The 7409-nt window shown below is 63.0% G+C and carries 7 protein-coding genes; 4 read left to right on the top strand and 3 right to left on the bottom strand.

Annotation, left to right across the window (positions count from 1 at the left end; all coding sequences use genetic code 11):
- The 4 genes from EN939_RS14210 to EN939_RS14195 form a co-directional block, all read left to right on the top strand.
- Positions 1-332 (top strand): cytochrome P450 (locus EN939_RS14210; RefSeq protein ID WP_127268509.1); only part of this gene is annotated, 332 nt, incomplete at its 5' end.
- Between the two features lie 159 nt (positions 333-491).
- Positions 492-1499, top strand: coding sequence for an iron ABC transporter substrate-binding protein (locus EN939_RS14205; protein ID WP_127268508.1), 1008 nt, complete (start codon positions 492-494; stop codon positions 1497-1499).
- Positions 1500-1673: 174 nt separating this feature from the next.
- Positions 1674-3254, top strand: coding sequence for an ABC transporter permease (locus EN939_RS14200; protein ID WP_127328001.1), 1581 nt, complete (start codon positions 1674-1676; stop codon positions 3252-3254).
- Positions 3251-4333 carry an ABC transporter ATP-binding protein gene (locus EN939_RS14195; RefSeq protein WP_127268506.1) on the top strand — a complete coding sequence of 361 codons (1083 nt, stop codon included), beginning with the start codon at positions 3251-3253 and terminating at the stop codon, positions 4331-4333. The genes EN939_RS14200 and EN939_RS14195 overlap by 4 nt, the downstream gene beginning before the upstream one ends.
- 127 nt (positions 4334-4460) lie before the next feature.
- Here the strand turns inward: EN939_RS14195 and EN939_RS14190 are convergent, their stop codons facing one another.
- From EN939_RS14190 to ugpA, 3 genes are read right to left on the bottom strand one after another with little or no spacing between them, the layout of a single operon-like run.
- On the bottom strand, positions 4461-5528 hold the full coding sequence (locus EN939_RS14190) for a sn-glycerol-3-phosphate import ATP-binding protein UgpC (RefSeq protein ID WP_127268505.1): 1068 nt from the start codon (positions 5526-5528) through the stop codon (positions 4461-4463).
- A gap of 7 nt (positions 5529-5535) precedes the next feature.
- A complete protein-coding gene (gene ugpE, locus EN939_RS14185; protein ID WP_127268504.1) occupies positions 5536-6384 on the bottom strand; it encodes a sn-glycerol-3-phosphate ABC transporter permease UgpE in 849 nt (282 codons plus the stop codon).
- Between the two features lie 9 nt (positions 6385-6393).
- Entirely contained in the window at positions 6394-7278 is an 885-nt protein-coding gene (ugpA, locus tag EN939_RS14180) for a sn-glycerol-3-phosphate ABC transporter permease UgpA (RefSeq protein WP_127268503.1), read from the bottom strand.
- Between the last annotated feature and the right edge of the window lie 131 nt (positions 7279-7409).

Below are 7409 nucleotides of genomic sequence, written 5' to 3'. Positions count from 1 at the left end.
ATATGCAATTTGGTGGCGCAACCATAAAAGCCGGGCAGGCCGTCGTACCCGTGCTGGCGAGCGCCAATCGAGACATTTCTGTTTTTCCGGCGGGCGACCGGTTGGATTTGGGTTCCGGCATTTCGTCGGCCCTTGCCTTTGGCACCGGACTGCATGCCTGTCTGGGTCAACACGTCGCCCGGTTAGAAATAGCTGTACTGCTGGAGGCCTTGTTCACGCAGGCCAAAGGCTGGTGCTTGGACCTTCCCAGGGTCGTCAGGCGGCATTCGGTGCTTTTCCACGGTCTGCAAGCCGCCCCATTCATCCGGCCCGCGGATCAACCATCGGTTTGAATTCGGCACGCCATTCGGGTCCCTTCATCACTTGGAATTGTGAGCCCGATATCAAGCGTTTGTGCTTCAGCGACCGATTGAAGCAGATCACCAATGTTGACTAAGCCTGTCAGGTATCGGTAGGTGAGCCGGTGCCAACCCGAACTTTAGGACAATGTCATGAAATATGCTCTTTCCACCCTCGCCGGCGCCACGGCGCTGGCAATCATGCTGATCGCCAGCCCATCGATGGCCGAGGATGCCGGCATCATTGTCTATAACGCCCAGCACGAAAGCCTGACCAAGGCGTGGGCCGAAGGCTTCACCAAGGAAACGGGCATCAAGGTCACGGTGCGCAATGGCGGCGACAGCGACTTCTCCAATCAGATCGTCGCCGAGGGCACTGCTTCACCCGCAGACGTGTTCCTGACGGAAAACTCACCGGCCATGGCGCTGGTCGAGAGCGCCGGCCTGTTCGCGCCGGTCGATGCCGACACGTTGGCACAGGTTCCGCAGGATTATCAACCGGCCAGCGGCAAATGGGTCGGCGTCGCCGCGCGCAGCACGGTCTTTGCCTATAACAAAACCAAGCTGACCGCCGACCAGCTGCCCAAGTCGATGCTTGACCTCGCCGATCCGAGCTGGAAGGGCCGTTGGGCCGCCTCCCCGTCGGGCGCCGATTTCCAGGCCATCGTCAGCGCCCTGCTCCAGCTCAAGGGCGAAGCCGCTACCGCCGACTGGCTGAAGGCGATGAAAACCAATTTCACCGCCTACAAGGGCAACAGCACGGTGATGAAGGCGGTCAATGCCGGCGAGATCGAAGGCGGCGTCATCTATCACTATTACTACTTCGGCGATCAGGCCAAGACCGGCGAAAACAGCAAGAATGTCGAGCTGCACTATTTCAAGAACCAGGATCCGGGCGCCTTCGTCTCGATCTCCGGCGGCGGCGTGCTGGCCTCCAGCAAGCATCCCAAGGAAGCCCAGGCGTTCCTGAAATGGCTGACCGGCAAGGGCGGTCAGGACGTGCTGAAAACAGGCGATTCCTTCGAGTACGCGGTCGGCAAGGGTGCGGACTCCAACCCGAAGCTTGTGCCGCTCGCCGATCTGCAGGCGCCGAAGGTCGATGCCACGACGCTGAACTCCAAGAAGGTCACCGACCTGATGACGGCAGCCGGCTTGCTTTAGTTGCCATTCGTCCTAAAAGGACACCCGACCACGCTCCCGCGGGAATTCGCCTTCCGCGGGAGTGATTTTGTTTTTCGAGATGGCATTCGTCGATGACGACACGCTGTGTTCCCGACCGCGATCGCGGTCCTTCAATTGCTGCCGCTGGACGGCAACGGCACGGCGTCTGACCTGATGCAGTCCGCGGTCGATCTCGCGCGTTCGGGCCTGCCTTCGGGCACAGGCCGAAGGGCCCGGCGACGCGCACCGCTTTGGCTGGTCCTCGCCGCCATCTTCGTTGCGCTGCTGGCGCTGGTGCCGCTCGCCTTCATCATCTGGATCGCGGTGCAGACCGGCTGGGAAACCGTCGCGGCGCTGGTCTTCCGGCCGCGTGTCGGCGAGCTTCTGGTCAACACTGTCCTGCTGGTCGCGCTCTCGGTGCCGATCACCATCGTGCTGTCGGTTGCGCTGGCCTGGCTGACCGAGCGCAGCGACCTGCCGGGCGACCGGATCTGGTCCTGGCTGTGCGTGGCGCCGCTCGCCATCCCCGCCTTCGTCCACAGCTACGCCTGGATCACCATGGTGCCGGGACTGCACGGCCTGTGGGCCGGCGTGCTGGTTTCCGTTATCGCCTATTTCCCGTTCCTGTATCTGCCGGTGTCGGCGGCATTGCGCCGTCTCGATCCCGCCCTCGAGGACGCCGCCGCCGCACTCGGCCTTGGACCCCGACGCGTGTTCTGGCGGGTCGTGCTGCCGCAATTGCGGCTCGCCATCTGCGGCGGCTCGCTGCTGGTCGGCCTGCATCTGCTGGCCGAGTACGGCCTCTATGTCTTCATCCGCTTCGACACCTTCACCACGGCGATCGTCGACCAGTTCCAGTCGACCTTCAATGGACCGGCCGCCAACATGCTGGCCGGCGTGCTGGTCAGCTGCTGCTTCGTGCTGCTCGGCCTCGAAGTGCTGGTGCGCGGCGAGGAGCGCTATGCCCGCGTCGGCTCGGGTGCGGCGCGCCATCAGCAACGCGCAAGCCTCGGGCGCGCCACCATTCCGAGCCTGCTCTTGCTTGTCGTCACCACGCTTTTGGCGCTCGGCGTGCCGTTCGTCACCATCGGCGGCTGGCTTGTCGCCGGCGGCGCCGCTGTCTGGCGCCTGGACGAGATCGGCCTGGCGCTTGGCCAGACGCTGTTCCTGGCGCTCGCCGGCGCCTTGCTCGCCACCGTCGCCGCCATGCCGATGGCCTGGATCTCGATCCGCGCCCCGGGGCCATTGCAGCGCCTGCTGGAGGGCTGCAACTACATTGTCGGCTCGTTGCCGGGGGTTGTCATTGCACTGGCGCTGGTCACCATCACGGTGCGCATCGCGCTGCCGCTCTATCAGACCCTGTTCACCATCCTGGTGGCCTATGCGCTGATGTTCCTGCCACGCGCGCTGGTCAGCCTGCGGGCGTCGATCGCGCAGGCACCGGTCGAGCTCGAACGCGCCGCTTCCAGCCTCGGCCGCCCGCCGCTGCAGGCGCTGTGGTCGACGACGATCCGCCTGTCGGCGCCGGGTGCCGCGGCCGGCATGGCGCTGGTGGCGCTCGGCATCATGAACGAACTGACCGCCACCCAGATGCTGGCGCCGAACGGCACCCGCACGCTGGCGATGGCGTTCTGGTCCTACAGCGGCGAGATTGATTATGCCTCCGCGGCACCTTACGCCTTCATCATGGTGGCGATGTCGCTGCCCTTGACCTGGCTGCTCTATGTCCAGTCGAAACGGATGGCCGGACGATGAGCTTTCTCGAAATCGGTGGCTTGCACAAGCAGTACGGCCCGGTGGCCGCCCTTGCCGGCGTCGACCTGAACGTCGCCAGCGGCAGCCGCACGGCGATTGTCGGTCCTTCCGGCTGCGGCAAGACGACCCTGCTGCGGCTGATTGCCGGCTTCGAGGCGCCGGACCAGGGGCACATCACGCTCGACGGTACGATATTGGCCAATGGCGGCGCTGCGGTGCCGGCATATCGGCGAGGCATCGGCGTGGTGGCGCAGGATGGTGCCCTGTTTCCGCATCTGACCATTGGCGACAATATCGGTTTCGGCATGGGTCGCGGCGAGGACAAGCGCACCGAGCGCATCGTCGAGCTCGCCTATATCGTCGGGCTGGACAAGGCGATCCTCAAGCGCCGCCCGCACGAGCTCTCCGGCGGCCAGCAGCAGCGCGTGGCGCTGGCTCGCGCCATGGCGATGAAGCCCCGGCTGATGCTGCTCGACGAGCCGTTCTCGGCACTCGATACCGGCCTGCGCGCCTCGATGCGCAAGGCGGTGGCCGAGCTTCTGGAAGCTGCCGGCATCACTACCATCCTGGTGACGCACGACCAGGCCGAGGCGCTGTCCTTCGCCAGCCAGGTCGCGGTGATGCGCGACGGCAAGTTCTCGCAGATCGGGACGCCGCGCGAGCTCTATCTCAAGCCGAAGGACAGGATGATCGCCGAATTCCTTGGCGACGCCATCATCCTGCCGGCCAAGATATCGGATGGATTCGCCAACTCGCCCCTCGGCCGCATCGCGGTCGACACCAATGACAGCCGCGATATCGCCCGTATCATGCTTCGCCCGGAGCAGATCGCGCTGAAGAGAACGTCGCGCGAGGGCATGTCCGGCACCTCGGACATGCTGTTCGGCGAAGTGACGGAATCCGAATTCGCCGGCTCGATGTGCACGGTCGCGGTGCGGCTCTTGAACAATGCCGATCCGCCCGATGCGGCCGCGATCGGCAACACGCCGCTGGTCCTGCGCAAACCGGGCATGGACGCGCCGGCGGTCGGCGAGATCGTCCGGCTGACCGTATCGGGAAAGGCGCATGTCTTCGCCTGAACACCGTATGCTGGAGCAATTCTAGGAAACTGTGAAGCGGTTTTCCGTCTGGAATTGCGTCAAAACAAAGAGTTAGAGCAGCTCGCCGTTTCCGTGAAACGGTGAAACGCTCTGGGCATCTTTTGGATTAGCCGACGCGCTTTCCTGCCTGATCGAACCAGTGCAGCTTTTCTGCCTTGGCAACCACGCGCAATTGGTTGCCAACCGTGGCGGTGGCGCGACCCGCGACACGCACGACGATACGGTTGCCGCCTGCCGCACAGTGAAGGAAACTTTCGGCGCCTACCGGTTCGACTGCCTCGACCAGCGCCGGCAGGACGAGGGCGCCGGGCGGCGCCTCCGCATTGAAGGTGACGTCGGCATCCTCGGGCCGAAAACCGAGGGTCGCAGCTCTTGCCTCCCGAGGTGCGAAAGCGATCGCCGTGCCGTCTGCGAGCACCGCGCCCGAGGCGCTTTCGGTCAGTGCCAGGAGATTCATCGGCGGCGCGCCAATGAAGGAAGCGACGAAGGTCGAGGCCGGCCTTTCATAGATGTCGAGCGGCGCCCCCATTTGCTCGACCAGTCCGCCGTTCATGACGACGAGGATGTCGGCCAACGTCATCGCCTCGAGCTGGTCATGCGTGACATAGACCGACGTGACGCCAAGCGAGCGTTGCAGGTTCTTTATCTCGACGCGCATCTGGCCACGCAATTTGGCATCGAGATTGGAGAGCGGCTCGTCGAACAGGAAAACCCTCGGGTTGCGCACAATGGCACGACCCATGGCGACACGCTGGCGCTGGCCGCCGGAAAGCTCGCGCGGACGGCGGTCGAGCAGCGCCGAAAGTTCGAGTATTTTCGCCGTCGCGCGGACCCGGCTGTCGATCTCATCTTTCGGCGTGCCGCGGTTGCGCAGCCCATAGGCCATGTTGTCGTAGACTTTCATATGCGGATACAGCGCGTAGTTCTGGAACACCATGGCGATGTCCCGCTCGGTCGGACCGATTGAGTTTACGATCTTGCCGTCGATCGCAACTGTTCCCGAGGAGATGGTTTCGAGCCCGGCGATCATCCTGAGCAGCGTGGACTTGCCGCAACCCGATGGGCCGACCAGCACGCAAAGCTGCCTGTCGGGAACTGCGATTGAAACGCCCTTCACGGCCTCGAAACCGCTGGGATAGACCTTCTTCACATCCTTCAGATCGACGGTCGCCATCAGCTTCTCACTTTTCGGAATCGACCAGGCCGCGAACGAACCAGCGTTGCATCAGCACCACGACCAGGATCGGCGGCACGATGGCCAGCATCGCTGTAACCATGACCAGGTGCCATTGCGTATCGGCATCGGCGAAGGAGACCATCTTTCTGAGCGCGATGACGATCGTGTTCATGTTGCTGCTGTTGGTGACGAGCAACGGCCACAGATACTGCGTCCAGCCATAAATGAAGAGGATGACGAACAGCGCCGCGATATTCGTCCGCGACAGCGGCAACAGGATATCGAAGAAGAAGCGCCACGGCCCCGCACCGTCAACACGCGCCGCCTCCACCAGCTCACCTGGAATGGTCATGAAAAACTGTCGAAACAGCAATGTGGCGGTGGCGGAGGCGATCAGCGGGATGATCAGGCCGGCATAGGTGTCGATCATGCCGAGATCGACCATCACCTTGTAGGTCGGCAGGATGCGCACCTCGACGGGAAGCATCAAGGTGATGAAGATCAGCCAGAAGAAGGTCATGCGCAGCGGAAAGCGGAAAAATACGATCGCGTAGGCCGACAGGATCGAGATGAAGATCTTTCCCACCGCGATGCCGAGCGCCATGATCGTCGTGTTGAGCAGCAGCCTGCCGACGCTGACGCCGCCGATACGGCCGACACCGCCGAACAGCGCTTCGGTGTAATTGTTCCAGAACTGATCGCCGGGCAGGAGCGGCAATGGCGGCCTGAGGATCGTTTGCAGCGTCTGCGTCGAGGCAACGAACGTGTAGTAGATCGGGAAAGCAACGATCAATATGCCGAGGATCAGCACGGCGTGGGCGATGACGGTGCGGAGCGGTGACTGGCCGATCATCGCTCGCCCTCAGCCGTAATGGACTTTGCGTTCCACATAGCGGAACTGGATGGCCGTGAGCGAGATGACGATGACCATCAGGATGACCGACTGCGCCGCCGAGTCACCGAGGATCAGATTGACGAAGCCGTCATTGTAGACCTTGTAGACCAGCGTTTCAGTCGTCTTGCCCGGACCGCCCCCGGTGACGGCATGGACGATGCCGAACGTGTCGAACAGGGCATAGACGGTGTTGACGACCAGCAGGAAGAAGGTCGTCGGCGCAAGCAGCGGGAAGACGATGGTCCAGAATCGCTTGGTCTCGCCGGCGCCGTCCATGGCCGCCGCCTCGATCAAGGCTTTCGGCACCGCCTGCAGGCCGGCGACGAAGAACAGGAAATTGTAGCTGATCTGCTTCCAGGCAGCGGCGGACACCAGCAGGATCATGGCCTGGGTGCCGTTGAGCAGTGGATCCCAGGCGATGCCGAAACTTCTCAGCATGTAGGCCAGCGACCCGATCGACGGGTTGAAGAGGAACAGCCACAGCATACCGGCGATTGCCGGCGCCACCGCGTAGGGCCAGATCAAGAGCGTGCGGTAGAGACCTTTGCCGCGCACCACCTTCTCTGCCATGACCGCAAGCAGGAGCGCCACGCACATGGCGACGATGGCGGTCGCAAGGGAAAACACCACCGTGACCTTGATCGAGTTCAGGTAGGCCGGATCGGCAAGCACTTTCCTGAAATTGGCGAACCAGACGAACTTGGTCCTCAGTCCGAACGGATCCTGCCTGAGCATGGATTGGTAGAACGCCTGACCGGCCGGCCAGTAGAAAAACACGAGCGTGATGGCCAGTTGCGGCGCCACCAGCAGGTAGGGAAGGATCTTGTTGGGAAACACGACGCGAGGGGTCATGGAGCCACTCCGAGGTGATGAGGCGGGCGGCACGATGTAGCATCCCTCTTCGCCAAGATGGCTTTGACGAGCGTTTCGGATTGGGCATCATCGACCGTTGGCGAAATCGCAAGGGACGGCAAAACTCCCCT

It is taken from the genome of Mesorhizobium sp. M7A.F.Ca.CA.002.05.1.1 (assembly GCF_003998335.1).
Taxonomy (GTDB): Bacteria; Pseudomonadota; Alphaproteobacteria; order Rhizobiales; family Rhizobiaceae; genus Mesorhizobium.
Note: the sequence above shows the minus strand (reverse complement) of the source record. Positions and strands in the feature narration are given on the sequence as shown.

Bases quoted from the DNA above. Each gene is read 5' to 3' on its own strand.
- EN939_RS14205 (WP_127268508.1), top strand. From the start codon at position 492: ATGAAATATGCTCTTTCCACCCTCGCCGGCGCCACGGCGCTGGCAATC.
- EN939_RS14200 (WP_127328001.1), top strand. From the start codon at position 1,674: ATGCAGTCCGCGGTCGATCTCGCGCGTTCGGGCCTGCCTTCGGGCACA.
- EN939_RS14195 (WP_127268506.1), top strand. From the start codon at position 3,251: ATGAGCTTTCTCGAAATCGGTGGCTTGCACAAGCAGTACGGCCCGGTG.
- EN939_RS14190 (WP_127268505.1), bottom strand. From the start codon at position 5,528: ATGGCGACCGTCGATCTGAAGGATGTGAAGAAGGTCTATCCCAGCGGT.
- ugpE (WP_127268504.1), bottom strand. From the start codon at position 6,384: ATGATCGGCCAGTCACCGCTCCGCACCGTCATCGCCCACGCCGTGCTG.
- ugpA (WP_127268503.1), bottom strand. From the start codon at position 7,278: ATGACCCCTCGCGTCGTGTTTCCCAACAAGATCCTTCCCTACCTGCTG.